The 26,803-nt window shown below is 43.5% G+C and carries 15 protein-coding genes, 3 rRNA genes and 1 pseudogene; 9 read left to right on the top strand and 10 right to left on the bottom strand.

The window, feature by feature from the left end:
- The first annotated feature begins 100 nt into the window (after positions 1–100).
- The 5 genes from sstT to GFB47_RS16575 all read left to right on the top strand — a co-directional run bounded on the left by sstT (position 101) and on the right by GFB47_RS16575 (position 6,020).
- Positions 101–1,339 carry a serine/threonine transporter SstT gene (gene sstT, locus GFB47_RS11990; RefSeq protein WP_153448304.1) on the top strand — a complete coding sequence of 413 codons (1,239 nt, stop codon included), beginning with the start codon at positions 101–103 and terminating at the stop codon, positions 1,337–1,339.
- Positions 1,340–1,519: 180 nt separating this feature from the next.
- Complete coding sequence (locus GFB47_RS11985; protein WP_153448303.1) at positions 1,520–1,873, top strand: RidA family protein; 354 nt, start codon at positions 1,520–1,522, stop codon at positions 1,871–1,873.
- A 314-nt stretch (positions 1,874–2,187) separates the two neighbouring features.
- Positions 2,188–3,045: a glutathione-dependent disulfide-bond oxidoreductase gene (gene yghU, locus GFB47_RS11980; RefSeq protein ID WP_153448302.1), complete on the top strand. Its 858-nt coding sequence runs from the start codon at positions 2,188–2,190 to the stop codon at positions 3,043–3,045.
- 453 nt (positions 3,046–3,498) lie between these two features.
- The gene (locus GFB47_RS16580; RefSeq protein WP_225874340.1) at positions 3,499–5,046 is read left to right on the top strand and encodes a hypothetical protein; all 1,548 of its coding nucleotides are present in this window, start codon (positions 3,499–3,501) and stop codon (positions 5,044–5,046) included.
- A gap of 11 nt (positions 5,047–5,057) precedes the next feature.
- Positions 5,058–6,020, top strand: coding sequence for a hypothetical protein (locus GFB47_RS16575; protein WP_225874339.1), 963 nt, complete (start codon positions 5,058–5,060; stop codon positions 6,018–6,020).
- Positions 6,021–6,254: 234 nt separating this feature from the next.
- Here GFB47_RS16575 and rrf read toward each other — a convergent pair.
- The 6 genes from rrf to GFB47_RS11945 form a co-directional block, all read right to left on the bottom strand.
- Positions 6,255–6,370 (bottom strand): 5S ribosomal RNA (rrf, locus tag GFB47_RS11970).
- 131 nt (positions 6,371–6,501) lie between these two features.
- Positions 6,502–9,389 (bottom strand): 23S ribosomal RNA (locus tag GFB47_RS11965).
- Positions 9,390–9,750: 361 nt separating this feature from the next.
- Positions 9,751–11,309: ribosomal RNA gene (locus tag GFB47_RS11960) — 16S ribosomal RNA — on the bottom strand.
- The 16S, 23S and 5S rRNA genes sit together here, the layout of an rRNA operon.
- A gap of 473 nt (positions 11,310–11,782) precedes the next feature.
- Complete coding sequence (locus GFB47_RS11955) at positions 11,783–12,265, bottom strand: response regulator (protein ID WP_153448301.1); 483 nt, start codon at positions 12,263–12,265, stop codon at positions 11,783–11,785.
- A gap of 11 nt (positions 12,266–12,276) precedes the next feature.
- Positions 12,277–13,692 carry an SLC13 family permease gene (locus GFB47_RS11950; protein ID WP_153448300.1) on the bottom strand — a complete coding sequence of 472 codons (1,416 nt, stop codon included), beginning with the start codon at positions 13,690–13,692 and terminating at the stop codon, positions 12,277–12,279.
- 361 nt (positions 13,693–14,053) lie between these two features.
- The gene (locus tag GFB47_RS11945) at positions 14,054–15,670 is read right to left on the bottom strand and encodes a peptide ABC transporter substrate-binding protein (protein WP_153448299.1); all 1,617 of its coding nucleotides are present in this window, start codon (positions 15,668–15,670) and stop codon (positions 14,054–14,056) included.
- Between the two features lie 209 nt (positions 15,671–15,879).
- On the opposite strand from GFB47_RS11945, the gene mpaA reads away from it, so the two are divergent.
- Positions 15,880–16,593 (top strand): murein tripeptide amidase MpaA, encoded by a 714-nt coding sequence (gene mpaA / locus GFB47_RS11940; RefSeq protein WP_218619107.1) that lies wholly within the window; start codon positions 15,880–15,882, stop codon positions 16,591–16,593.
- 168 nt (positions 16,594–16,761) lie between these two features.
- Here mpaA and GFB47_RS11935 read toward each other — a convergent pair whose 3' ends face one another.
- Positions 16,762–18,324, bottom strand: a complete 1,563-nt coding sequence (locus GFB47_RS11935) for a coniferyl aldehyde dehydrogenase (protein WP_153448297.1) — start codon at positions 18,322–18,324, stop codon at positions 16,762–16,764.
- A 262-nt stretch (positions 18,325–18,586) separates the two neighbouring features.
- On the opposite strand from GFB47_RS11935, the gene GFB47_RS11930 reads away from it, so the two are divergent.
- The gene (locus GFB47_RS11930) at positions 18,587–20,062 is read left to right on the top strand and encodes a peptide MFS transporter (RefSeq protein ID WP_153448296.1); all 1,476 of its coding nucleotides are present in this window, start codon (positions 18,587–18,589) and stop codon (positions 20,060–20,062) included.
- A 410-nt stretch (positions 20,063–20,472) separates the two neighbouring features.
- On the opposite strand, the gene dgcA is transcribed toward GFB47_RS11930, so the two are convergent.
- The gene (gene dgcA / locus GFB47_RS11925; protein ID WP_225874338.1) at positions 20,473–21,489 is read right to left on the bottom strand and encodes an N-acetyl-D-Glu racemase DgcA; all 1,017 of its coding nucleotides are present in this window, start codon (positions 21,487–21,489) and stop codon (positions 20,473–20,475) included.
- A gap of 111 nt (positions 21,490–21,600) precedes the next feature.
- Complete coding sequence (locus tag GFB47_RS11920; RefSeq protein WP_153448295.1) at positions 21,601–22,245, bottom strand: YdcF family protein; 645 nt, start codon at positions 22,243–22,245, stop codon at positions 21,601–21,603.
- A gap of 763 nt (positions 22,246–23,008) precedes the next feature.
- Between GFB47_RS11920 and gltS the strand changes: the two genes are divergently transcribed.
- Positions 23,009–24,232: a sodium/glutamate symporter gene (gltS, locus tag GFB47_RS11915; protein WP_153448294.1), complete on the top strand. Its 1,224-nt coding sequence runs from the start codon at positions 23,009–23,011 to the stop codon at positions 24,230–24,232.
- Positions 24,233–24,383: 151 nt separating this feature from the next.
- Positions 24,384–25,742 (top strand): MDR family MFS transporter, encoded by a 1,359-nt coding sequence (locus GFB47_RS11910; RefSeq protein ID WP_153448992.1) that lies wholly within the window; start codon positions 24,384–24,386, stop codon positions 25,740–25,742.
- A 231-nt stretch (positions 25,743–25,973) separates the two neighbouring features.
- On the opposite strand, the pseudogene GFB47_RS11905 reads toward GFB47_RS11910, so the two are convergent.
- Positions 25,974–26,612: pseudogene (locus GFB47_RS11905) on the bottom strand (IS6 family transposase); the annotation flags it as partial.
- Positions 26,613–26,803 lie beyond the last annotated feature (191 nt).

Genomic DNA, 26,803 nt, shown 5'->3' with positions numbered 1-26,803 from the left:
TAGAGCCGTTATGATGGTGAGTTCCTAATAACAAGACTGTTAACAGGATCGAATGAACTGGACTTTATTCGTCATTTTAAAACGATAAACAGGTTGAATTATGCAAAACGACACAACAATTATATCTAAACTTGCTAATGGCAATTTAGTGCTACAAATATTACTCGGCATTGCTGCTGGTATCGTACTGGCACTGGTGTCACCGGAAGCTGCAAAAAGTGTTTCGATGATCGGGGGATTATTTGTTGGCGCATTAAAAGCCGTCGCCCCTATTTTGGTTTTCATTTTAGTCGCAGCGTCGATTGCCAACCAAAAACAAAATGCTAACAGTAATATGCGCCCCGTTATTGTTCTTTATCTTTTAGGCACATTATTGGCATCACTGACCGCAGTGACCTTTAGCTTTATGTTCCCAACCCATTTAACCTTAGTGGCAGGCGCAACCGGCACTACCCCACCACAAGGTATTGCAGAAGTTCTGCATACTTTGCTATTTAAAGTGGTCGATAACCCAATTAATGCCTTAGTTGAAGCCAACTACATTGGTATTCTAGCTTGGGGGATTGGTTTTGGTATTACCCTGCGCCACACCAGTGAAGCAACTAAAACTATGCTTACGGATGTGAGCCACGGCGTCACTATTATGGTTCGCTTTATTATTCGCCTTGCGCCAATTGGTATCTTCGGTCTAGTCGCATCCACGTTTGCTACTACAGGCTTTGCTGCACTTGCGGGCTACGTACATTTATTAGCGGTTTTATTAGGGTCAATGTTCTTTATTGCCCTAGTGTTAAACCCAATAATTGTGTTCGTAAAAACCAAACAAAACCCATACCCATTAGTATTTCGTTGCTTACGCGAAAGTGGTGTAACGGCGTTCTTTACTCGTTCAAGTGCCGCCAATATTCCAGTGAACATGGCATTGTGTGAGAAACTAAAACTCAATGAAGATACTTATTCGGTATCGATTCCACTCGGTGCGACCATTAATATGGCGGGCGCGGCGATCACCATTACCGTATTGACACTTGCAGCCGTTAACACTCTGGGCATTCAAGTGGATATCTTCACCGCAGTACTGCTTAGTGTGGTTGCGGCGGTATCAGCTTGTGGCGCTTCAGGTGTTGCCGGCGGTTCATTGCTGCTTATCCCACTGGCTTGTAGCTTATTTGGCATTTCAAACGATGTGGCGATGCAAGTCGTTGGTGTCGGCTTTATTATTGGTGTTATCCAAGATTCAGCTGAAACGGCGCTGAATAGCTCAACCGATGTGGTCTTTACCGCTGCGGTTTGTCGCTCAAAAGATGGCGAAGTAAGCGTACAATCGGCTGAAGTATAATTACAGTGATGAATTGATGTACATAATTAATACATCCAATAAAAGTAAATAGACAAGCGACCAACTTACTCATTAAGTTGGTCGTTTTTTTGATTAAAATTAATGAATCACAAGCTCAAATTTAGGTATACTGCCGCCATCATCACGCCACCCGTGATTTTTATTATTTTTGGAGACCGCATGACTATTGAACGCCACCACACTAAAGCCCGTATGAGCCGTATCGTTAAGCACAACAACACGGTTTATCTTTGTGGCCAAGTTGCCGAAGATCGCACCAAAGGCATTACTGACCAAACTGAAACCATGCTCGCTAAAGTGGATGCCTTATTGGCTGAAGTAGGCAGCAGCCGTCAGCATATTTTAAGCGCAACAATCTACATTAAAGATATGTCTATGTTCGCTGAAATGAATAACGTATGGGACAACTGGGTTCCAGAAGGTCACGCTCCAGCTCGCGCTTGTGTTCAAGCATCAATGGCAAGCCCTGAGCTATTAGTCGAAATTTCAGTTGTGGCTGCTATCGCTGAATAATTGATTTAAGCAATTAAAGCATTAAGTCCCGTGTGATAGATGATCACACGGGGCTTTTTTATACCTATTACAGCAATTAGATTGTTAACTGTGATGATAGCAATCGTAGCCACTATCTGGTGATCTCATTACTTTAATGGCTATTCGTTTGGGGTCGAATGAACAAAAAAATGAAATTGAGCGGTCTGTTCGTTATATTGTTAGTAAGCGATAAGACAAATACCCGACACCTATCAAAGCAGTGTCGTCACTATCGGGCTATCTAATCATTGTGATCGGTTTCAATACCGTTCGTTTCACTATAAGGAAAGCAGATGAATAACGATTATACTCCAGCTAAAGTTTGGACCATGGAAGAAGAGAATGGTGGCACTTGGGGCAGCATTAACCGTCCAGATTCTGGTGCTCGTTTTGAGCGAGAATTACCGGTAGGTAAACATCCCATTCAATTGCATTCAATGGGAACACCTAATGGACAAAAAGTGACGATTATGCTCGAAGAGTTGCTGGCGAAAGGCATTTCAGGGGCTGAATACGATGCCTATTTAATTAAAATTGGCGATAGCGATCAATTCTCATCTGGCTTTGTCGAGGTCAATCCTAATTCAAAGATCCCAGCCTTAGTCGATCGTTCAGGTCCTACGCCAATTAACGTATTTGAGTCCGGCTCTATCTTGTTGTATTTAGCTGACAAGTTTGGTCACTTCCTGCCAACAGCATTAGAAGATCGCGTCAAAGTGATGAACTGGTTGTTCTGGTTACAAGGATCGGCTCCGTATTTAGGCGGCGGTTTTGGCCATTTTTACGCCTATGCGCCAGAGAAATTTGAATACCCGATTAACCGCTTTTCAATGGAAGCCAAACGTCAGTTAGATGTATTAGATAAGCAATTGGCAAACAATACCTTTATCGCTGGTGAAGAATACACCATTGCAGATATCGCCATTTGGCCTTGGTACGGTAATCTTGCACTTGGCAATGCTTACAACGCCGCTGAGTTCTTAGATGTTGGCAGCTACAAAAACCTACAACGTTGGGCTAAGGCTATTTTAGATCGCCCTGCCGTTCAGCGTGGACGTATCGTCAATAAGCCAATGGGTGAAGCGTGGGAAGCAGTAGCTGAGCGTCATAGCGCACAAGATATTGATGATGCCTTGAGTCAAAAGCCTTAAAACACAAGCTTAAGTAAGACTGTTCTATTAAATACACCATGAGTTAGCCACAATCTAACTCATGTTTTTTATGTTTACGCATCAATTGAACATTGTTTTAAATTGAGCTAAATGTGATATCATCAAACACCTCACAAATGAGTTCGCACTAATACATACACAAAGTTAATAATTAAAGTAACCTTATTTATGACTTATCATCCAATAAGAGAATAACAAATGAAGCGATTACCCCTGGCGCTGGCATTAACCGCAATCTTACCCAATTTTGCACACGCAGTCCCATTAGTTCGTTCCAATGATTCAGGGGTGGCATAAGATCAAGATTACTACACCCAAGATATTCGTAATACTCGCATTATCTATACCGAAGAGAACAAACCTCACGCCGAACATGCCGCTGCAGTAGAGCAAATTCTACAACCTGCATATGAAGATACTTTTGGCTTTAAAATGGATAGTCGCCTCAATGTTGGGCTGATGTCGTCTTATAACCAAATTGCCAATGGTTTTTCAAGCCAATACCCCCTCAACCGACAAATCAACTATATGGGTGGGGCGCAACTACCGGATTACTTCACTTCTAGTTCATGGTTAGACACATTATTATTCCATGAAACTGCGCACGACTACCAAATGAATGCCAAAGATAATCTGATCTCACAATCGATATTTAGCGTCCTACGTACCGGGAACATTGGCCCTGTTGGCATTATTCCCGCCGTATTGCCTAACTCAACCTCTGCACGCTTTATGCTTGAAGGGAATGCGGTATTGAATGAATCGTGGCATGGGCAAGGCGGACGACTCTACAGTGGCCTTTATCGAGCAATGACACATGTTCACGCCAAAGCAGGTTATTTAACACCAAAACGCCTTTATAACGACACTCTCTTCTTTCCGTTTGGTGAAAGTGCCTATATCTTTGGTTCGCAATATCAATATTACCTAGCAGAAACTTACGGTTTAGACACCACCAATAAGTTCTTTAAAAACCGCTCCCAACACTGGTTATGGCCTTTCCAAGTCAATAATCCAACCAAACAAACCGTGGGAGAAACTTTTGATACCACATTTGCCGCTTGGGCAGAAGAAGAAACCCAACAAGCGAAAAACATGCAATTAGCGCAAGGTAAAGTGATCGCTCGCTCTAAATATTATGGTGAACTCAATACGCAACAAGGTCAGATTATTTTCTTAACCAACCCTGATGCTGTGAGCGCACCTAAATTAGTCCGCTATGATTTAACTAATGGGGATGTGAGTGAAGAAAATAGCAGCTTAGACATGGGCAAGGTGTACAACATAAACGATGAAGATTATACCGTTTCAGGTCGAAGAACTTCGGTTTGGCGCACTACGCAAGGGTTATTTGATGATGATGCTCTAATCAAAAGTGGCAGTGAAGGTCGAGTCCACCAAGGCTTTATGAGTGATGGTCGTGACGTGTACTTCAAAATCACCGAGTCTTTTGTTCAACCTCAACTTTATGTTGGTGATGAGTTTTATCAAGCGGTGAATTCCTCAGTATTGGTTAAGAATGACGACCTTTATTACTTCATCCAAAAAGGCAATAGTCGCACTTTATATCGCAATAAAGAAGCCATACTCACCTTGCCTGCTTTCTATGCGATGGTGAAAGATGTCGATAGCCAAGGTCAGCTCTACTTTATTGCCAATACTGAAACCGGCAGCTCACTTTTTAGAACTAAAAATGGCAAAATTGAACCTGTTCTTAGCTCAGATAACATCATTGATGCGAGACTTGTCAATGACAAGCAAGTGGTAGCAACCGCGATCTCAGCCGATGATTATTACTATACGATTGAGCCATTAGAAGCTAAACATCAAGCGCCTTACCAAGTGACATTATTATGGGATGGTGAAGATGGCCTTGCCGAGCAGCAACAACAAAAGCTGGCGCAACTAAAACCCGTGCCACTCAATACTGATAGCGACTACGGTTTTTTTAACAATATTCGTTATAGTCGCGGTTCATAAATGCTTTCGCTGTGGTAGAAACCGATGATCAAGATGAAGATGAAATAAAGTGGCGCTATAACGCAACCTTTGAATTTACCGATCCGCTGCATCGCAGTACTTATCGACTTTGGGCGATGAATGATAGCGACTACAGTGATTTAATCGGCGCAGGCTTTAGTAATAACCAATATTTTTTGATGGTTGGTGTCCGTGGTTACTACGTATTAAATGACAATTACTCAGATCCGAACCAACAGAAAAATCAAACTCGAGACGGAGGTCTCGCCGCGCAATTACGTTTGCCTTTCCTTCAAACTGGTTTTTGGGATGCTGAAGTATCGGGTAATTATTATCAAGATTACAAGTTAGACGAGCGCGAACCATTATCAGTACAATTCGATATATCTCGTACCGAACATTATGGTAATAGTTGGTTGTTAAACAAAGAAGCGGCACTATCAGTTTATGGTGTTCAGGACCGAAACGATAATATTCGTGGTGTATCGCTATCACTCGGCACAGATTTACCCGCTGAGTTTTACATTAATCTCTCAGGTAAATATTCAAACAGTGATACCAATCAAGTAGGTAGGAGTGAACGCCGAGGGGTTGAATTAAGCGAAGGTACTGATTTTATTAATAATGACCCAAGCACCTTTATTATGCCATCGCTCAAAGATGATGCTTTTGCCGAAACCGCTAGCTCTGCTCAATTAAAATTGTCGAAAGTAATTAACCTTTCTGCTTATTCGTTCAAAGGGCCTATTTCTTTGTGCCGAGAAATGGTTGAAATGTCGTATCGTCGTTATGACTTAGGCCAGGTAAATGCACTCGGCGATATCTCGATAAATCAAGGTATCATAGGGCTACATATTGATACTTTGATCATGAATGTGTTACCAATCGGTTTCTACACTCAATATATTCGCAGTGATAATAACCCATTAACCGATCAAGATAGTTTTCAAGCAGGGCTATCTTTACCGTTGTAAAACAGCTAAAAATAATGAGATGTAGAGATATTGCGTAGGAAAAAAGCTTGAGAGGGGTCATCGAGGTCACTCTCGAGTAACCAAGAACAAACAGTAGCTTTTCGGCATACTCAAATTGATCAAATATTAAATGGAATTGGTATTTAATGGCATGATACAGACGTAAAAAAGCCCACTATTTCTAGTGGGCTTTTTTTATTTTTAGATTTATAAAAATCTAAAAACTAAATTCAAGCCTGGCGATGTCCTACTCTCACATGGGGAAACCCCACACTACCATCGGCGCTATTGCGTTTCACTTCTGAGTTCGGCATGGAATCAGGTGGGTCCACAATGCTATGGTCGCCAAGCAATATTCTTTGTTAAGACGATTTCGTCTTAACTAATTCGGAAAGCTGCTTTGCTAATTCGTTCTCACACAAATTCAAGTATCTATTCGTATCTTCTATTAAATCCAACAACAAAACCCTTTAGGTGTTGTATGGTTAAGCCTCACGGGCAATTAGTACAGGTTAGCTCAATGCCTCGCAGCACTTACACACCCTGCCTATCAACGTTCTAGTCTCGAACAACCCTTTAGGACGCTTAAAGCGCCAGGGAAGACTCATCTCAGGGCTCGCTTCGTGCTTAGATGCTTTCAGCACTTATCGATTCCGAACTTAGCTACCGGGCAATGCCATTGGCATGACAACCCGAACACCAGTGGTTCGTCCACTCCGGTCCTCTCGTACTAGGAGCAGCCCCCTTCAATCTTCCAACGCCCACGGCAGATAGGGACCGAACTGTCTCACGACGTTCTAAACCCAGCTCGCGTACCACTTTAAATGGCGAACAGCCATACCCTTGGGACCGACTTCAGCCCCAGGATGTGATGAGCCGACATCGAGGTGCCAAACACCGCCGTCGATATGAACTCTTGGGCGGTATCAGCCTGTTATCCCCGGAGTACCTTTTATCCGTTGAGCGATGGCCCTTCCATTCAGAACCACCGGATCACTATGACCTGCTTTCGCACCTGCTCGAATTGTCATTCTCGCAGTCAAGCGGGCTTATGCCATTGCACTAACCACACGATGTCCAACCGTGTTTAGCCCACCTTCGTGCTCCTCCGTTACTCTTTGGGAGGAGACCGCCCCAGTCAAACTACCCACCAGGCACTGTCCACAATCCCGATTAGGGACCTATGTTAGAACATCAAAACTACAAGGGTGGTATTTCAAGGACGACTCCACATCATCTAGCGACAATGCTTCAAAGTCTCCCACCTATCCTACACATGTAGGTTCAATGTTCAGTGCCAAGCTGTAGTAAAGGTTCACGGGGTCTTTCCGTCTAGCCGCGGGTACACTGCATCTTCACAGCGATTTCAATTTCACTGAGTCTCGGGTGGAGACAGCGTGGCCATCATTACGCCATTCGTGCAGGTCGGAACTTACCCGACAAGGAATTTCGCTACCTTAGGACCGTTATAGTTACGGCCGCCGTTTACCGGGGCTTCGATCAAGAGCTTCGACCGAAGTCTAACCCCATCAATTAACCTTCCGGCACCGGGCAGGCGTCACACCGTATACGTCATCTTACGATTTTGCACAGTGCTGTGTTTTTAATAAACAGTTGCAGCCACCTGGTATCTGCGACTCCCGTCAGCTTAGAGAGCAAGTCTCATCACCAACAGGAGCGTACCTTCTCCCGAAGTTACGGTACCATTTTGCCTAGTTCCTTCACCCGAGTTCTCTCAAGCGCCTTGGTATTCTCTACCCGACCACCTGTGTCGGTTTGGGGTACGATTTCTTATAAACTGAAGCTTAGAGGCTTTTCCTGGAAGTATGGCATCAATGACTTCATCACCGTAGTGACTCGACATCGTGTCTCAGCCTAACAATTTCCCGGATTTACCTAAGAAATTAGCCTACGCACTTGAACCTGGACAACCATCGCCAGGCCCACCTAGCCTTCTCCGTCCCCCCATCGCATTTATAAGAAGTACGGGAATATTAACCCGTTTCCCATCGACTACGCTTTTCAGCCTCGCCTTAGGGGTCGACTTACCCTGCCCCGATTAACGTTGGACAGGAACCCTTGGTCTTCCGGCGAGGGAGTTTTTCACTCCCTTTATCGTTACTCATGTCAGCATTCGCACTTCTGATACCTCCAGCAAACTTCTCAGTTCACCTTCAACGGCTTACAGAACGCTCCCCTACCCAGCATAATAAATTATGCTGCCGCAGCTTCGGTGTATAGCTTAGCCCCGTTACATCTTCCGCGCAGGCGACCGACCAGTGAGCTATTACGCTTTCTTTAAATGATGGCTGCTTCTAAGCCAACATCCTGGCTGTCTGAGCCTTCCCACATCGTTTCCCACTTAGCTATACTTTGGGACCTTAGCTGGCGGTCTGGGTTGTTTCCCTCTCCACGACGGACGTTAGCACCCGCCGTGTGTCTCCCGGATATTACTTACTGGTATTCGGAGTTTGCAAAGGGTTGGTAAGTCGGGATGACCCCCTAGCCTTAACAGTGCTCTACCCCCAGTAGTATTCGTCCGAGGCGCTACCTAAATAGCTTTCGGGGAGAACCAGCTATCTCCAGGTTTGATTGGCCTTTCACCCCTAGCCACAAGTCATCCGCTAATTTTTCAACATTAGTCGGTTCGGTCCTCCAATTGATGTTACTCAATCTTCAACCTGCCCATGGCTAGATCACCTGGTTTCGGGTCTAATCCTAGCAACTATTCGCCCAGTTAAGACTCGGTTTCCCTACGGCTCCCCTAAACGGTTAACCTTGCTACTAAAATTAAGTCGCTGACCCATTATACAAAAGGTACGCAGTCACACCACGAAGGTGCTCCTACTGCTTGTACGTACACGGTTTCAGGTTCTATTTCACTCCCCTCACAGGGGTTCTTTTCGCCTTTCCCTCACGGTACTGGTTCACTATCGGTCAGTCAGGAGTATTTAGCCTTGGAGGATGGTCCCCCCATATTCAAACAGGATATCACGTGTCCCGCCTTACTCGTTTTCACTTAGTATGATGTGTCGGTTACGGGGCTATCACCCTGTATCGCGGCACTTTCCAGAGCCTTCACCTGCATCATATAAAGCTTAAGGGCTAATCCAATTTCGCTCGCCGCTACTTTCGGAATCTCGGTTGATTTCTCTTCCTCCGGGTACTTAGATGTTTCAGTTCCCCGGGTTCGCCTTATTAACCTATGTATTCAGTTAATAATACGTGCTTATGCACGTGGGTTTCCCCATTCGGAAATCGTAGACTCAAGTGGCTTTTACTGCCTTATCTACGCTTATCGCAAGTTAATACGTCCTTCATCGCCTCTGACTGCCTAGGCATCCACCGTGTACGCTTATTCACTTAACCATACAACCCAAAAGGGTCTTATGTATGTTCAACTAAATAAGGTTTAGTTTTTTGTTTATTCAAGAGGGTAATCTTGAATAAACGATTTGCCGGACTCAATAGAACAAACCATAAATGGTTTGTAGAATACAAGACACTTGAATGTGTGTTGTTACTCATCACTTGCAAGCAAGTAATAAGATTTGAGAACTTTTATTTTGAACAAATAACCTTGGTTATTTATTCAGTCAGCTTTCCAAATTGTTAAAGAGCATAAAGCATAAAAGCTTTAATCAATAACCGAAGTCATTCATTAAAGCTCTGCTTTAACTTTATCTAAACCATCAATCTGTGTGGGTACTCATCAAAAATAATCTTTTCGTAAGGAGGTGATCCAGCCCCAGGTTCCCCTAGGGCTACCTTGTTACGACTTCACCCCAGTCATGAACCACAAAGTGGTAAGCGTCCTCCCCGAAAGGTTAAACTACCTACTTCTTTTGCAGCCCACTCCCATGGTGTGACGGGCGGTGTGTACAAGGCCCGGGAACGTATTCACCGTGGCATTCTGATCCACGATTACTAGCGATTCCGACTTCATGGAGTCGAGTTGCAGACTCCAATCCGGACTACGACGCACTTTTTGGGATTCGCTCACTATCGCTAGTTTGCTGCCCTCTGTATGCGCCATTGTAGCACGTGTGTAGCCCTACTCGTAAGGGCCATGATGACTTGACGTCGTCCCCACCTTCCTCCGGTTTATCACCGGCAGTCTCCCTGGAGTTCCCGACATTACTCGCTGGCAAACAAGGATAAGGGTTGCGCTCGTTGCGGGACTTAACCCAACATTTCACAACACGAGCTGACGACAGCCATGCAGCACCTGTCTTACAGTTCCCGAAGGCACATCAGCGTCTCCGCCGACTTCTGTAGATGTCAAGAGTAGGTAAGGTTCTTCGCGTTGCATCGAATTAAACCACATGCTCCACCGCTTGTGCGGGCCCCCGTCAATTCATTTGAGTTTTAATCTTGCGACCGTACTCCCCAGGCGGTCTACTTAACGCGTTAGCTCCGAAAGCCACGGCTCAAGGCCACAACCTCCAAGTAGACATCGTTTACGGCGTGGACTACCGGGGTATCTAATCCCGTTTGCTCCCCACGCTTTCGCATCTGAGTGTCAGTATCTGTCCAGGGGGCCGCCTTCGCCACTGGTATTCCTTCAGATCTCTACGCATTTCACCGCTACACCTGAAATTCTACCCCCTCTACAGTACTCTAGTTTGCCAGTTTCAAATGACCTTCCGAGGTTGAGCCCCGGGCTTTCACATCTGACTTAACAAACCACCTGCATGCGCTTTACGCCCAGTAATTCCGATTAACGCTCGCACCCTCCGTATTACCGCGGCTGCTGGCACGGAGTTAGCCGGTGCTTCTTCTGTTGCTAACGTCAAGCTACGTAGCTATTAACTACGCAACCTTCCTCGCAACTGAAAGTACTTTACAACCCGAAGGCCTTCTTCATACACGCGGCATGGCTGCATCAGGCTTTCGCCCATTGTGCAATATTCCCCACTGCTGCCTCCCGTAGGAGTCTGGGCCGTGTCTCAGTCCCAGTGTGGCTGATCATCCTCTCAGACCAGCTAGGGATCGTCGCCTTGGTGAGCCATTACCTCACCAACTAGCTAATCCCACATAGGCGTATCCTAACGCGCGAGGCCCGAAGGTCCCCCGCTTTGCTCCGCTCTTAATTAAAAGAAACAGGGATTATGCGGTATTAACAGTCGTTTCCAACTGGTATCCCCCACATCAGGGCAACTTCCTATGCATTACTCACCCGTCCGCCGCTCGTCAGCAGATAGCAAGCTATCTCTGTTACCGCTCGACTTGCATGTGTTAGGCCTGCCGCCAGCGTTCAATCTGAGCCATGATCAAACTCTTCAATTTAAGATTTTGATTCCCTTAATTAAAAGGGAGTGACTCAACGAATACTGACTTCAAAACTAATCTTTATCCGAAGATAAAGTGTAATTTTAAAGCTATCATCATTCCAACAGAATGATGATGAATTGACTGTGCCGAACAATAAATTGTTCAATTTGGTCACTCAGTTCATTGAAATCATTTTTGCTTTCTAAGAAAGCTTATTGATTATCATCAACGAGTGCCCACACAGATTGATAGGTTTAAATTGTTAAAGAGCATTCTTCGTTGCTATCGACTTGGATAACTCGGTCACCGTGTTGGCTTTCCTTTGAAGAGGTGCGCATTATAGACCAGGATTAACTGTTGGCAAGTATTTATTTGGTTATTTTTCAAAAATCAGTTTAACCGTTTAAATTTTAGGCGCAACAAGTGAAAACCGTTTACTTAATAGGCTTTCTTATGCAAATGGCGTCAGTATTAACCCTTGGTTTATTTTAACCATTGCGACGCATGCGCTTTAATATGGTTTCATAATCTAATAATGCTTGGTATTTATGGTAATCAAGTCCTTTAGCAAAAACATATTTAGTCACGAGTGAGCGCGCTTGCTGTAATAAAACCTCAGCATCCCAATCAAACTCATAAAAACGGCTAATGTGCGCTACGTTAATGGCATGGCTTAGTACATCTTTACTTGGGTTGTCGGTGATCAATACTCGTTTGGTAAACCTAAAATCGGGATCGTCTGCTATCACCTCTAATAATGGCGCTCCACTCTCGCTACAGGTAATGATATTTGAAACCACTACAGCAACAAATTCACCATGTTTATCCAGCTCTTTGATGCCACTTAATGCTTTGTCTGCTGAATTGTATTGGTGAACCGTCACCAGATCTGATAAAGGTGCCAAGTCGTGTAATAGTTTAAATGTGATCTCAACATTTTCATCCACACATACGATATGTAATTTATCCATAACTCAATCCTTTAAATAACACTCAATAAATTTAGTATCCACACCATAACAAAACTTAATAACACACCGGATACCCCGATGATAATTCCCACCGTCGCCATTTCTTTGGTTTGAATATGACCGGTCGCATGAGCCAAAGCATTGGGCGGGGTACTAATTGGTAGCGCCATGCCAAGTGATGCGGCAAAAGTAACGACCAGTAATAATGTTACCTCACCGCCTAATGGTGCCAATGAACTCATCGACACCCCTAACGCGGCCATAATTGGCATTAATAAGTTGGCGGTGGCGGTGTTCGACATAAAGTTTGCCATGGTTAAGCTCAAGAATGCCGCGCCGATTAAAACCACATACGGCGAGAATGAATCAAACGGAATACTGTATACCATCAATTCTGCCAAGCCGCTTTTATCCAATGCGAGCCCTAGCGCAATACCGCCAGAGACCAGCCACAACACATCCCATGAAATTTTCTTCAAATCATCTTTGGTTATAATACCAGTCATTAAAAACACCATGACGGGGATCATCGCTACAGTATACGAATTCATGCCATGCGATGAACCCATCAACCATAATAAAATAGTGCTAATAAAGGTAACGTAAACCAATATCGCTTTCGGTGTTTTTAAAAATTCGCCTTGAATATCCAATTCGATTTTCTGTTGCTTAGCCGGGAACAGTTTATTGATCAGCACCCAAGCCAGCGCCATCATAATGATCACAAACGGCACACCAAACGCCATCCACTCTCCAAAGCCAATGGTATTAGCGCCGTGTAAATATTTTAGTGCAATCGCATTGGGTGGGGTTCCAATTGGGGTGCCAATCCCACCAATGTTTGCCGCCAATGGAATGCATAAAGCAAACGCAATCTTGCCAGGATCATTGGGTCTAAATATCGCAATCACCGGCGCTAAGATTGAAAGCATCATCGCGGTGGTGGCAGTGTTGGACATAAACATTGAGAACATGCCCGTGATCAGCATAAGGCCTAACATCACATATCTAGGGTTTTGCCCAAACGGTTTGAGTAGTACTCGGGCTAAATTGACATCCAAACGATATTTAGTCGCGGCAATGGCAAGAAAGAATCCACCTAAAAATAACATGATTATTGGACTGGCAAAGGTCGCCATAATATCGATATGACTCATCACCGCGCCATATTGCGGGCTACCTTCCGCGCCACGAAAAAAAATAATCGCTTTATCGGAGACCAGGAATAACTCCAAGGTAATAATCGCGACAGAGGTAGCATAGATAGGGATTGGCTCTAAGATCCAACTTAAGGTGGCAAACACAAAAATAGCGGCAACACGCTGCTGCACTATGGTCATACCGTCGAAAGGAAACGCTGATAATGGCAAGCATAAGATCAGTAATGGGATGACAATAGGGAGTATGAACTTTAAATACTTGTACATTGTATTACCTTGAAATTATCATTTGATGACTATTATCAAGGCTCTTATTTCTATACTAGAAGCGTGAGATCAACAAAAGGCCCACTATACTTAAGGATATGTTTGGTTTGTGGTGAAGATCAAAAAATCGCCATGATCACCACACGGATGTGTAAGTAATAATGACGATCGCTTGCTCTCATCAATCACGACATATTATTTATTCAAATAGACTGATTTATAACCTAAATAATTGCAGTTGTAGTGAGGCGGCAAGATCATTCAGCCCCATGAACCTATTTTTATAAACTAAAAGCTGGCCTAAGTGATTGGGGTAAATGAACGAACGTAGCCAACAAAACTACAGCTCCAATTATGACGGTTATTTCGCTTTGAAATAGAGATCCTTGGAGTATATCCGACCCTCGGCATTATGCATTGGGTAACCACCTAATTTAGGATTCACTAAACGCGATTGCATAAAGTAATAAATCGGCGCGATAGGCATATCTTGCGCCAGCATTTGTTCCGCTTGATCGTAGTATTGATTACGCGCTTTAATATCCACGGCACTTTGCGCTTGTTCTAGCACTTTATCGTAATTAGGGTTGGCGTAAGATGGGAAGTTTTTGTCGTTATCTGAAGTCAATAAGCTCAAGAAAGTCGACGCTTCATTGTAATCGCCACACCAAGAGGCGCGCATAATGTCAAAGTCACGCTGTTGACGCGCGGCTAAATAGGATTTCCATTCTTGGTTATCCAGTGTCACTTCCATGCCTAAATTTCGTTTCAACATCGAGGCAATTGCCACCGCAATCGCTTTATGGTTTTCACTGGTGTTATAAAGTAAAGAGGCTTTCAACGGGTTAGATTTATCATAACCGGCTTGTTTTAATAATTTTGCCGCTTCTTGATCGCGTTTTTGTTGGGTCCAAGTACTGTATTCTGGTTGGCTTGCTTTAAAGTTCGCCACATCTTGGTGGGCAAACGTATAGGCAGGCACATTGCCTTTGGTCACACCATTGGCGATCACATCACGCATAATGGTATAAGAAATCGCTTTACGCACTCGCACATCATCAAATGGCTTACGCTTGGTGTTCATGGCGTAATAATAAGTACATAACAAAGGCGTGATTTTATAAGCATTAGGATGATCTTTTTTAAGCTTATCCACCATGGCCACTGGTACATCAGAAGTAATATCCACTTCACCGGTTAAATAACGATTCATGGCCGAAGTTTGGCTTTCAAATGGAATGTAAGTCACTTTATTAATAACGGTATCTTTATCATCCCAATAATGGCTATTACGCACCATTTCTAAGCGTTCGTTGATCACCCATTTCGACAGTTTATACGCGCCATTGGATACCATATTTTCAGGCTTGGTCCAATTATCACCATATTTTTCAACCGTTTTTTGATTGATCGGCATCATCACGGTATGCGCGGTCATGGCAACAAAATACGGCACGGGTTTATCGAGCTCAAACTGTAGTGTGTATTTATCCAGCGCCTTTACCCCCAGATCGGCGATTGGCTTATCGCTATCAATGATCGCTTCCGCATTTTTAATGCCGGTGAGTTTTAAATACCAAGCATTCGGGGAAGCAAATTTCGGATCGACCGCGGTATGCAAACTATAAACAAAATCTTGCGCCGTTACCGGATCGCCATTTGACCATTTCGCATCATGACGCAGATGGAAGGTGTAAGTCTGGTTATCTTTGGTTTCCCAACTTTGCGCCACACCGGGTACCACACTGCCGTCTTTATCTTGGATCACTAACCCTTCAAACAGATCGCGCAGAATATGCATCTCGGGAATGCCTTCCGCTTTTAAAGGATTGAGCGTGGGCGCTTCGGCATCATTACCACGCACCAATTCTTGTTGTTTGGCTAATACGGTACCAGCAGGCACATGGGCGGCATAAACAGGCAAACAAAGCGCAGAGCTAAGAGATAACGCCACCAGCGAAAAAGCAAATTTAGACATGATTCTTCCTTGAGTAGTGAATAAATACAGATCATTGATAATATTGTTAGCTTAGCACTACATCTCATATTTCTTGTCAATTTATTGCGTCAGTCGCTTTAACTGTGACTTTGAATAGGTAATACTCAAATATCACCAACATTACCCAAAGTCATTAAAATTGCGACTTCAAGTAACACGGGTATAACGATTAGGATGATCGCATGACTATAACGCTTCGCTCGCGCCAACAACGTGGACAATTTGAACTCAAACCCGAAATTTATGGTCAATCGGTTTTAGGCGCCGCTTTGTTGTATTTTCCCGCTCAAGTACACAATGCCGATTCGGGATTAATTATCGCCGGAACCCATGGTGATGAAACCGCCTCGATCACCAGCCTGTCTTGTGCGCTGCGCTCCATTCAAACTCAGTATTTACATCATCATGTGATCTTGTCAGTGAATCCTGATGGCAATCAATTGGGCACTCGCGCCAATGCCAATGGGGTCGACCTCAATCGTAATTTTGCCTGCAACAATTGGCTACAAGGTGGCACCGTCTATCGTTGGAGCACCCACGAGCCTGAACGTGATGTATTGATTGGTACAGGAAAGACTGGAAACTCAGAGCCAGAAACTCAAGCTTTATGCCAACTGATTGATGAATTAGAGCCCGCTTGGGTGGTGTCTTTACACGAACCTTTGGCATGTATTGACGATCCCGCGAATTCAGACTTAGGCCAATGGTTTGCCAATCAAATGCAAGTTCCCTTAGTGGGCGATGTTGGTTATGAAACCCCAGGTTCTTTTGGCAGTTGGTGCGCTGAGCGCGATCTATTATGTGTCACAGTTGAATTACCGGCAGTTTCCAGTGATTTTGCCAGTCAGGAATACCAAGCAATGTTGGTCGATTTATTAACTGGCAAAGCAAATACCGATTAACTGACTTATACCCAAAGTAATTGAAGTTGCAGTGAGGCGGCAAGTAAACGAAGCCCCATGAGCTTAGCTTGCCTAAGTGATTGGGGTGAGTAGCGCAGCCAACAAATCTGCAGCTTCAAGTAAGACGGGTATAGGTTCACCCCATAGATCACTCATCAAATATTGGATTTAGCGAATAAACCATCGCTTAAAGGTGCGCACAGCAAACTTTTTATGCTTCATCAAAAAACTGATCCTTGGTAGCCAAGTTGGAGTATTAAACACGGTTTTGGCGTGACTAAAGGTTTTGAAACCTTCGACCCCATGATAATGCCCAATTCCGGACTCTCCAATGCCACCAAATGGCGCATCTTCAGCTCCCACATGCAGCACAGTATCATTAATACCAACCCCACCACTGTGCGTATTGCGTAATACTGTTTTGGTGGTATTTTTATCATTGCTCATTAAATATAGCGCCAACGGTCGCTCGCCATGATTGATATAATCGATCGCTTCATGCAAGTATTTATACGGTTTGATTGGCAAAATCGGGCCAAAGATTTCTTGTTGCATGATCAGCATGTCATCATTCACATCGGTAATTAAGTGGGGTAACAGACGACGAGTTACATCACGCTCACTCGATGGTTTGCTCAATTTAGTGTTCGCCTCTGCCTTCGTCTCGGTTTTAACGGCATGAATACAACCGCCTTTTTCTTGCGCATCACGTAAATAAGACTGCAAACGCTCATACTGACGTTGATTAATGATATGGGTAAAATCGCGGCCTTTTTTCCCAGCTGGATAATGCTTTTCAAATCGCGCTAAAAATAGCTGTACGAATTTATCCACTTTGGCTTGTGGCACAAAAGCATAATCAGGGGAGACACAGATTTGCCCAGCGTTAAGGCATTTACCAAATAAAATTGCATCGATCGCTTTAATCAAGCCCGCATCGGTGGCGCACACATCATCCGCCACGATCACCGGAGATTTTCCTCCAAGCTCTAATGTCACTGGGGTTAAGTTTTGCGCTGCAACTTTTGCTACCGCGTGCCCCACCGAAGTTGAACCGGTAAATAACAAATGATCAAACCGCAACTGACTGAATGCTTGCGCCACCTGTGCTTCACCTTCAACCACTTCAACGTCTTTTGAAATCACCGCCACAATCGTTCGGATCACTTGATTGGTCTTTGGGGTGAATTCACTCAGCTTCATCATCACTTTATTGCCCGCCGCCAACGCCGTCACTAATGGCGCGAGACTTAAGATCACCGGGAAATTCCAAGGTGAAATGATCCCCACTACACCCAGCGGTTGATATTGAACCGAGACTTTCGATGGCGCAAACATTAAACCGGCATGACGACGACTGGGTTTTGCCCACTTATTTAAACGTTTGAGAGTGTAATTAATTTGCGCCACGGTCGGCATAATATCGGCCATGGTGGAGTCAAATTCAGAGCGATAGCCAAAATCTTCACTCAATGCTTGTACTAATGACTTTTGATGCGTGATCAATGACTGCTTGAGTTTGAGCAGCTTTTGTTTGCGCTCATCAAGACTTGGTGACGGATGTTTGGTAAAACTTTCCTGCATTTTTTGCAATAGTGCCGATAATGAATCACTGAGATCGAGATCCGATGAGGACGAAGCAACGAATGCAGGCTCAATGACTTTAGATTGAGCAGATAAAACATCACTTGATGCCACCTCTTTAGCATTCACAGACGTTATTCCGTTCATATTCGATCCTTACCTTCAATTATTGAGTCATTTGTTATTTTCATTACTTGGTCAACATTAAGTCACATTCAACATTGCTGCAACTATACTGATACCCAATGAGATCAAAGTCATCCATAGGTTAACAACTTGCTACGATTTATTTTTGGAATTAAATTCTTACATTATAAAAATGAGACTTATATTGTTTTTTTATTTTCGCCTAACAGTGATAATATGCGCGACATATTAAACTAAGCTATTACTAAATAAGTAGGCGATTATGTGGAATAAACTAAACAAATCAATGATGTTCTGCCAAGCTATGTTCGGCTTGTCATTTTATGGGGTGATGGTCATTCTCACCCGTTTTTTCTTAGAAAAGCTCCATTATAGCGAAGCAGAGACCATGATGATCGTAGGGGCTTTTTCCTCTATTGGTCCATTATTTGCGATCGCAGGTGGCTTCATTGCCGATAAATTGCTTGGCTCGTACCGCTCACTCACCATTTCTTATGGTGCGTTTAGTATCGGTTACGTTCTATTGGTACTAGGGGCATCTTCTACCAATGTACCTATGAGTTTAGTCGGGATCGCACTGGCCAGTTACGGTCGCGGTATGATGGCACCGTCTTACCCAAGCTTATACAAACGTACCTTCAAAACTGATACTGATTTTGAAAACTGTTACCCACTCAACTACTCAGTCAATAATATCGGTGCTTTTTTAGGTCAGTATTTATTCCCACTGTTTGTATTATCGATTGGCTTTAACGGCAGTTTCGGGTTATCGGCGGCGTTAGCGTCTATCGCTTTCATTACCTTATTGGTACTAAATAAACCTTTATCGAATGTCAGCAGCGAGATCGATAAAAATAAAGTTAGCCCTAAAAACTTAGTCTTGTTCTTAGTGATTTCTGCGGCAATGATTGGCTTGGTATTCTTTATGTTCTCGAACATGGATATCGGTCAAAATATCGTTTACGTGATTGGTATCAGTGCTCTTTCATACTTGGTATTCTTGATTTTCCGCAGTAACAAATCCGAAGGTTTACGCATTGGTACCATGCTTATTATGACCATGCTTACCACTTTCTTCTTTGTATACTACGGTCAAATGATGACATCCATGACCATGGTGAGTTTAAATACAATGCGCGGTGACTTATTTGGATTTATTCCGATTGCACCAGAAGCGGCCATGGCGATGAACCCACTATGGTGTATCGTCGGTGGTCCAATCATTACTTGGATTTTCTCGACTTTAGAAAAACGCGGCGTAACGATTTCCACCGCAACCAAGGTGGCGATTTCATTTGTTCTCGTGGCTATTTCATTTGGTATCTTAACCGTTGCTGTTACTGGTGTTGGTCAGGATGCAATTATCCGCCCAGAAGTGTTCTTGGCTGTGTACGGTTTTATGTCAATTGGTGAAGTGATTGTCGGTAGCTTTGTGGTGGCGTTTGTTTTATCCGTTACCCCAAAATACATCGAGAACTTTTCTGTAAGCTTGTTCTACATTGCTCAAGCATTAAGTGGCATTGTGGGTGCAGTATTCTCCACCAGCATTGCGATGGAAAAAGGCCAAGTGATCACCCAAGCCATCGTTCAAACGGTTTATGGCGATTACTTTAAATTGCTTACCATCTTAGCGTTAGTGATGGCAGTGATTGCTCTGATTGGCTCGTACGTTATTCGTAAGATGCTTAACAAAGCCGATGCTTGCGCAGAAAAATTAGAGGCAAAGCCTGCGGTCTAAGAAACCGGTAATATAAAAAGCCTGTCGCGTAAATAGACATAGAAAAACAAAAGGGTCGCACTACTTAATAATAAGCAGTGCGACCCTTTTTAATACTTGTCTCGGTAGATTAACTTACTTATACCCGTCTTACTTGAAGCTGCAGCTTTGTTGGCTGCGCTAACTCCCCCCAATCACTTAGGCAAGCTAAGCTCATGGGGCTTCGTTTACTTGCCGCCTCACTGCAACTTCAATTACTTTGGGTATATACCAATTCCATTTGATATTTGATCAATTTGAATACGCCGAAAAGACGCTGATCCGTCTGTAATGGTCAAGTAATCCTGTAGGACCTCTAAGCCACTTTTAGTAATTCTTGGCGTTTGTGAACGATCATTAAATTTATCGCATGGGTATTATTTTGATTGGTGTTAACCCCAAAGATCTTCGCTCATCACCTGCATGCTTGAGCCTTCAAACTCAAAGCCATGATCGCAATCTTGCGCCAATAGTAATGGGCCGTCTAAATCGACAATATCTGCGCCTTGCGCCACTACAAAGGCAGGTGCCATCCCTAGAGAGCTGCCAACCATGCAGCCAACCATAATTTTTAGATCTTGTTCAATCGCCGCTTGTTTCAGTTTTAATGCTTCGGTCAAACCGCCAGTTTTATCCAACTTAATATTGATCATATCAAATCGCCCTACCAACTTAGCTAAACTGGCTGCATCATGACAAGATTCATCAGCGCAAATCGTAATTGGACGAGGTAAGCCATCCAACCACTCATCTTTATCAGCAGGGAAAGGTTGCTCAATCATCAACACATTTAATTCAACCAATTGCGGGATCATGCGTTGATAGATCTCAACATTCCACCCTTCATTGGCATCCACAATCAACTGGCTATCTGGTGCATTTTTACGAACTGCCGCCACACGCTCAATATCGCCTTCTCCCGCTAACTTTAATTTCAATAACGGACGATGACGATTTTGATACGCCGCTTGCCCCATTTTTTCGGCGCTATCCAGTGATAAAGTGAAAGCGGTGGTCTGCACGCAAGGCGAGAGCTCCAGCAATTGCCAGATGTTTTGCTTATTCTGTTTACAGTGTAAATCCCACCACGCACAATCAAGTGCATTACGCGCCGCACCAGCTGGTAACAAGGTGGCAATACGCTCTGGGGTCAATTGTATCGCATCAATATCAAGCGCCGCTAAATCGGCCATCACCTGTTCAACCGATTCACCATAACGGGCGTAAGGAACACTTTCACCATAACCAACTGCACCATTGGCCGGCTCAAGCGTGACCACCACCACATCAGCATGGGTTTTAGAGCCTCGAGAAATAGTAAAGGAGCCATTGATTGGCAAAGAATATTGATTGACCGATAACTTATTAACCAAGTGATGATTAATGGTAAATTTGAATTGTTTTGACACTGAGCGGCCCTCCGATAGCCAAAGTCATTGAAGTTACCATGAGATCAATACGATCGCATTCACGAGCCAACCAAGCGGCAACGTCAAGTAATACGGGGTGTAACAGGTATTTTAAGCGATAAGATGCTCATCATACCCAATGGCGATTAAAGACTGCATGATTCGGGTCATGTTTTCTGGCCAAGGCTGAGGTTTAAAAAATCCCTGATTAGGATAAAGCTCAATGCGTTGCAATTCACCCACCATCAAATTAATCACATCACAAGAGGGATGCAACGTATTGCAATAATCAATAAAGTTGGGGAATTGTGGGGAGGTAACTTGCGCGTTCACTTGAGGCCACAGTTGTTCGCAACACGCTAGTGCACGGCGTTCCATATACGGTTTTTGTACTAAAGTAACGCTATTTAGCTTAATGCCTTGCTCGACTATAAGCTGCTCAGTAAAAATGAGATTCTCACCGGTATTGGTCGATTGGGATTCCAATAAAATCGCCTCACACGGCACTCCGCAATCCATCACCACTTTGGCAAACATTTCAGCCTCTGATTGCGGAAATAAATCATCGGTCATTCGCCCTAATCCACCAGAGATGATCACCCGTGGCGCGATCCCTTGATGATACAATTCTGCCACTCGTTCACCCACTCTCAAATCGGAGCTGCCCAGCAACAATATTGCATCACTCGGTTGTATATCTTGCTTGAGCTGTAAATAATTCCAAACCGCTAACACTTGATTGTAATAACCAGACATCACCCACTCCATCGGCTTACAACATGCAAGCGCCAAATAATTAAACACTCATTACCCTAAAAATCTAACAGTAGAAAATGAGAATAGATCAAACTACTTTACTTGAGTTTAAGGCAAGTGTTAATGACAGAATAAAGAAGAGGTAGGAAAAAGACATAATATTGAAATAAGTGCACAATGACAAAAGCCACCATGAATGAAATGGCAGCCATTTGAGTAAAAAACCAACTAGATTAGTGTGATAACGACTCAGCCTGCCAATTATTTTTTTGATTACAGTTACGACATAAACAAACTGGGCCCATTTTGTGGTAATGTACCCCGTTCATTAACTGGCTCATCAATTTGCTAAACTGCTGCAGCTTCGCTTTTAATGAAATATCAATATTGTCCTTAGGTAGTCTACACAACACTTCTTTGTGTTGGGTGTCACGACGGCATGAGTCACAATAAAGAACAGGCATGATGAGCTCCAAAAATTAACGGTTAAATTTCGTACAGGCTCGGCATAATATCCATTGAAACTGCCAATACGTCATGAAATTGAAAAGTTAATGTCAATAATCCAACCGATATCAAAATTTGCAGTTGATATCGCATACCATCGTTTCTTTTAGCTAACATTTTTGATCGGTTTTAACGTTTATTTAATACCCATCACATCGCCCGCCACGGAAAGGCCGCATTTATCAGTCATGTGTTCCAAACACTGTCTATGCTAAAAGTAACGGTCAATTTTTATCGAGTTTTTTAGAGGCGATATATGAATACAGTTTATCCTGTTGGCTCAATAGAGTCTTTTTTGTTGGCAATATTTGTCCTGTTATTAGGGCACTTTGTTAATACAAAAGTATCATTTTTATCTAAATATAAAGTGCCAGAACCGATTGTCGGTGGCTTAATTGTGGCAATCATCATCACGATCTTGCACTTTAATAACATTACTTTAGAGTTTGAATTGCCTTTGCAACAGACCTTAATGCTATTGTTTTTTACCACTGTCGGTTTATCGGCCAGCTACACCCAGTTAGTCAAGGGCGGTAAAAAGGTCTTTATCTTTTTAGCTGTGGCATCCATTTATATCATTATCCAAAATGCGGTGGGTGTCAGCCTTGCGACTATGCTAGGGCTTAATCCATTACTTGGCTTGGTAGCAGGGTCCATTACCCTCTCTGGCGGTCACGGAACGGGCGCGGCTTGGGCTAGTACTTTCCAATCTATGTATGGCTTAAACACGTTAGAGTTTGCTATGGCGGCGGCAACTTTTGGGTTGATCGTGGGCGGTATTATTGGCGGCCCTGTGGCGCAACGTCGCATTCAAAAACATAATCTAAAATCTGAATATGGTGACGGCGATAAACACCACGAAAGCTTCCCCGATGTGGTGACCTATAACGACAGTGAAGAAGAAAAAGTCACCGCTCGCCGCGTGATCGAGACTTTATTCACTATGCTGGTCTGTGTGGTTGGCGCCATTTACGTTGAAAAATGGGTCAGCAGTTTTGAAATAAGCTGGTTAAAAATTCCTGACTTTGTTTATGCCCTGTTTATCGGTGTGATCATTACCAACATTTTTGAAGTCTCAGGTAAATATAAACTCAATACTGATACCGTCGATATTTTAGGTACGGTTTCATTGTCACTCTTTTTATCAATGGCCTTGATGAGTTTAAAATTATGGGAAATTTTTGATCTGGCTGTGCCGCTATTGATTATCCTTTTTGTGCAAACATTGGTACTGGCTATTTTTGCTTATAACGTGACTTTCCGTGTTATGGGCTCAAATTATGATGCGGCGGTGATCACCGGTGGTCACTGTGGTTTTGGCTTAGGTGCCACGCCAACCGCCGTGATGAATATGGGTTCATTGGTCAGCTATTATGGCCCATCACCACAAGCCTTTATGGTGGTGCCTATTGTCGGTGCTTTCTTTATTGATGTGGTAAATTTGATCATCATCCAAGGATACTTATCCTTTATTGGCTAAACTCATCATTTGAGCTAGCAAAAAAAATCGCTATGTGAACAATGTGTTTACCTTACCGTAAATGCATTGTTTTTTATAAGATTTTTTTTAAAAACAGACAGCAGGATAAACAGTGACAACACAAGCCCCTATTTCACCGCAAAAGATATTTATGAGTGTGGCATTGGTCATTGCCCTCGGTTCACTTGAAAAAAGTATCGTCACCACACCATTGCCGATTATTGGCAATGAGCTTCATGCGGGGTCAGCCTTAACTTGGATAGTGACCGCCTACTTACTTGCTGCCACCGCTGTGTTACCCATTTATGGCAAGTTAAGTGATATTTTAGGCCGAGTTCGTATGCTGTATATCGGCATTACTCTGTTCATTATCGGCTCGGCTGCTTGTGGTTTTGCTAAAGACATCGAAACCTTAATCATGGCGCGCGTGATCCAAGGCATTGGCGGCGGCGGCTTAATCGCACTGGCCTTTACCGTGATAGCCGATTGCATTCCGGCGCGAGAAGTTGGCAAATACCAAGGCTATATTTCGATTGTTTATGCGGTATCTAGCATTGCAGGGCCATTATTAGGCGGCTACTTTGCCGAGCATTTATCTTGGCGTTGGGTGTTTTGGATAAACTTACCGCTAGGGGTACTGGCGGTTATTTTGATCCGCAAAAATCTTTCGCATTTAAATAAAAAACGACAAGCCAAATTTGACTGGTTTGGCGCGTTATTTTTAATGCTGTCCTCCACCAGCTTATTATTGTTGTTATCGCCTGAATCTGGATTTCCTCAAACCTGGACAGGTGGTGCTTTCGCATTATCTTTATTGATGCTGTTCTTGGTAGAACGTAAAGTTTCCGACCCTATCCTTCCAGCAAGACTTGCCAAGCTGCCTGGCTATATTGTTTGTATCTTCTTGATCTTATGCTCACAGTTATTGATGTTTGCAGTGCTAGTGTATCTACCGATGCAAATGCAGTGGCAACGCGGTATGACCCCTTCTGAAAGTGGCGAAATCATGGTGATCTTTATGTTCAGCGTGACGCTCGGGGCTTATTGTGGCGGCAAGTTGGTGAATAAATTGGGCGAATATAAAGGGCTGTGTTTAGCCGGCTTTGCCTTAGCAGCATTAAGCTTCGGCATGATATATCACCATACTTTACCTGCGCTAGCTTTAGGACTTGCGGGTTTAGGTATAGGTTTTACGCTACCGGCATTAGGGGTAGTGGTACAAAATGTATTACCGGCTAAAGATCGCGGCATTGGCATGTCTTTGTTTAACTTTGGGCGTGAACTAGGAGGAGCGGTGGGTGTGGCGATTTGCTCAGCAGTATTTCAATATTCGCTTTCCACTCAAGGACAAGTTGCCAAAGATAATATGGCAGATTACCCACCACAGGTACTTGGGCACAGTTTTAATTCGATTTATTTAATGATGGCCGCGATGGCAATTTTTGCCGTATTGCTGACGATATTTGCACTTAAAAAGCAGAAACTGGCCACCGAAGTAAAAGCAGAATAAGCGACCCAATCATGAGGCGAGGTGATCAATCATCCCGCCTCTTATACTGCTTAGCCATAAATACCGCTTCAATGTATCAGCTGTAATGCTGATTTAATCGGCGTTAATTATTGTCTTCGTTCTCTACTTCATTTGACTTTTTGTACAATTCTAAAATAGTTTGTGCATATTGCTCATTGGTTCTGTCGCAAAGTTTTAATAAGCGGCTATTGCACTAATCTCCAGGCGTAATTACGCTACGAGACCGTAAAACTGTTCCCAACTAGATAATCCATTTAGATTATCTAGTTGTTCATTTTTGATCATCGTCCACAATTCGATACCGGCTAGTGTATTGCTCGCCCCCTCATCACTTTTCCAGCCTAGGCATTGATGCATCTTTCCTTTCACCTTTCTGTGACTTTGCTCAACCATATTATTCAAATACTTCACTTGGAGTACTTCAATTAATTCGAGCATTCGGCCTGACAACCAAAGTTGAACATTAAGGTGGTGCAAGGCTAAGGCATTCGCACCACTCTTATCGATGACGACTTTTTTAGGTAAGCCGTGTTGTTCAAACGCCTTATTGAAAAAGGCACGAGCAGCCGTTTCATCTCGACGGGGAGACAATAAAAAGTCGATCACCTGACCACGATTATCAACGGCTCGATAATAGTAAAGCCATTGCCCTTTTACTTTAATATAAGTTTCATCCATTCGCCAAGAAGAAGCCACTGGCTTCTTTTTTTGACGCGCTCGACACGCTAATAACGGGCTGAATTTAATTACCCAGCGATTGAGGGTTGAGTGATCAATCGACAGTCCACGCTCGGCTAGGATCTCTTCAATTTCACGATAGCTGAGTTTGTAAGCAGTACGGTATTTTACCGTAGATCAGTCAAACTTTGCGACAAAACCTTCTTTTTTGCCTTACCCATGTCACCACCGCTCTAACTATCGTAAAGGATCAGATCGCAAGACTCGGAAAAGGTTCAATTGATTTAGGCAACAACGCCAATTCGGGTTAAAACTTGAAATTGCCGAATTTCAAAACTTGAATCCAACATATTGAAAATAAA

It is taken from the genome of Vibrio algicola, from assembly GCF_009601765.2.
GTDB lineage: Bacteria > Pseudomonadota > Gammaproteobacteria > Enterobacterales > Vibrionaceae > Vibrio > Vibrio algicola.
Note: the sequence above shows the minus strand (reverse complement) of the source record. Positions and strands in the feature narration are given on the sequence as shown.

What these genes read in the sequence shown, in the direction of transcription:
- GFB47_RS16580 (WP_225874340.1), top strand. Translation starts at nt 3,499, where the DNA reads ATGGATAGTCGCCTCAATGTTGGGCTGATGTCGTCTTATAACCAAATT.
- GFB47_RS11920 (WP_153448295.1), bottom strand. Translation starts at nt 22,245, where the DNA reads ATGTCTGGTTATTACAATCAAGTGTTAGCGGTTTGGAATTATTTACAG.
- GFB47_RS11935 (WP_153448297.1), bottom strand. Translation starts at nt 18,324, where the DNA reads ATGAACGGAATAACGTCTGTGAATGCTAAAGAGGTGGCATCAAGTGAT.
- yghU (WP_153448302.1), top strand. Translation starts at nt 2,188, where the DNA reads ATGAATAACGATTATACTCCAGCTAAAGTTTGGACCATGGAAGAAGAG.
- GFB47_RS11950 (WP_153448300.1), bottom strand. Translation starts at nt 13,692, where the DNA reads ATGTACAAGTATTTAAAGTTCATACTCCCTATTGTCATCCCATTACTG.
- GFB47_RS11945 (WP_153448299.1), bottom strand. Translation starts at nt 15,670, where the DNA reads ATGTCTAAATTTGCTTTTTCGCTGGTGGCGTTATCTCTTAGCTCTGCG.
- GFB47_RS11955 (WP_153448301.1), bottom strand. Translation starts at nt 12,265, where the DNA reads ATGGATAAATTACATATCGTATGTGTGGATGAAAATGTTGAGATCACA.
- gltS (WP_153448294.1), top strand. Translation starts at nt 23,009, where the DNA reads ATGAATACAGTTTATCCTGTTGGCTCAATAGAGTCTTTTTTGTTGGCA.
- GFB47_RS11930 (WP_153448296.1), top strand. Translation starts at nt 18,587, where the DNA reads ATGTGGAATAAACTAAACAAATCAATGATGTTCTGCCAAGCTATGTTC.
- GFB47_RS11910 (WP_153448992.1), top strand. Translation starts at nt 24,384, where the DNA reads ATGAGTGTGGCATTGGTCATTGCCCTCGGTTCACTTGAAAAAAGTATC.
- GFB47_RS11985 (WP_153448303.1), top strand. Translation starts at nt 1,520, where the DNA reads ATGACTATTGAACGCCACCACACTAAAGCCCGTATGAGCCGTATCGTT.
- sstT (WP_153448304.1), top strand. Translation starts at nt 101, where the DNA reads ATGCAAAACGACACAACAATTATATCTAAACTTGCTAATGGCAATTTA.